The sequence below is a fragment of the Arthrobacter sp. 9V genome, from assembly GCF_902506065.1.
GTDB lineage: Bacteria > Actinomycetota > Actinomycetes > Actinomycetales > Micrococcaceae > Arthrobacter.
The window spans coordinates 1-1,115 of sequence record NZ_LR732917.1; the positions used below are offsets into that span (position 1 = coordinate 1).

At 69.1% G+C, this 1,115-nt stretch carries 2 protein-coding genes; one reads left to right on the forward strand and one right to left on the reverse strand.

What is annotated here, in order from left to right; translation table 11 throughout:
- On the reverse strand, nucleotides 1-251 hold a 251-nt coding region (locus BACI9J_RS22320), incomplete at its 3' end, for a GntR family transcriptional regulator (protein WP_159736611.1).
- A gap of 352 nt (nucleotides 252-603) precedes the next feature.
- Between BACI9J_RS22320 and BACI9J_RS22325 the strand changes: the two genes are divergently transcribed.
- Nucleotides 604-1,115: DUF6177 family protein (locus BACI9J_RS22325; protein ID WP_201296712.1), on the forward strand; the 512-nt coding region annotated here is incomplete at its 3' end.

Below are 1,115 nucleotides of genomic sequence, written 5' to 3' on the forward strand. Positions count from 1 at the left end.
AGCCCGCGCCGGATCTGCATCAATTCGATGACGACCTCGGTTGAGGAATCCGCGACCCGGACGCCCTTGAACTTCTCGGCGACGACGAAGCCCTCGGTCTCCAGCTGTCGGAGGGCTTCGCGGACAGGGACCCGGGAGACGCCGAAACGCTCCGCGAGCACGTCTTCCTTGAGTCTCGAGCCACGTGCGAGCGAGCCGCTGATGATCTCGGCCCTGATGGCCTTGAGGACCGATGCCGGCTTGGACTCCACGGCTTGATCGTAGTTGGATCGAGTGACGGGAATCGAACCCGCGCTACCAGCTTGGGAAGCTGGAGTTCTACCATTGAACTACACTCGCGCGCCCCGCAGAACGGGACTCGGCAAGCCTAGCGGATTCTCGCCTGGAAGCCAGCCGACCGCGCACCGTACGCCGTCTGCCGGGCGCGTGTCGTGCCTCCCGAGTCTCCGCTGTGAGGGTGCCGACTCGACGGACAGGTGTCGGACCCGTGTGTACCGTCCAGGGAGTTCCAGCCCCGAACCGAGGAGGACCCGGATGGTCAGGCATCCCCTCATCGACGACGTGGTCGGCCCGGCGATCGTGGTCGAGTCGGCCTAGCCCGTAGTGTGGCTGACCGACGCGCTCGCCTCGTTGCTCCGCCGGTCGGCGGACGCCGGGCGGACGGTCGTGCTCCGCACCGGACGGTCTGCGGCGATCACCCCGGCGCTCCGGCACGCACTCGGCGCGTACGGTGCCGCGTGGGCCGTGTCCGACTTCGACGGGACGCTGCGTGACGGCTGGACCGGTGTCGCTGCCTCGGACATCGAAGACTTCGTGCACCGGGGCCCCGAACTCGTGGGCACCCCGTCGCCCGAGCACCCGGTCTCGGCCGACTCGGTCCGTCAGATCAGCATCGACCTGACCCTCCGGCACCACCCCGGCCGCGCGGTCGACATGGGCTCGGCGATCGAGGCCCTGTGCCACACCGTCGGCACCTGCCCGACCCGGTGGGGCACCGCAGAACCGCTCACCGTGCCGTGGGACCGCTGGGTCGTGACGCAGTACGCGAAGCACGAGGCACCCGGCATCTCGACCTCGTACGCCGTCGGCGAGGGCTTCTCGGCGACGATGACCGC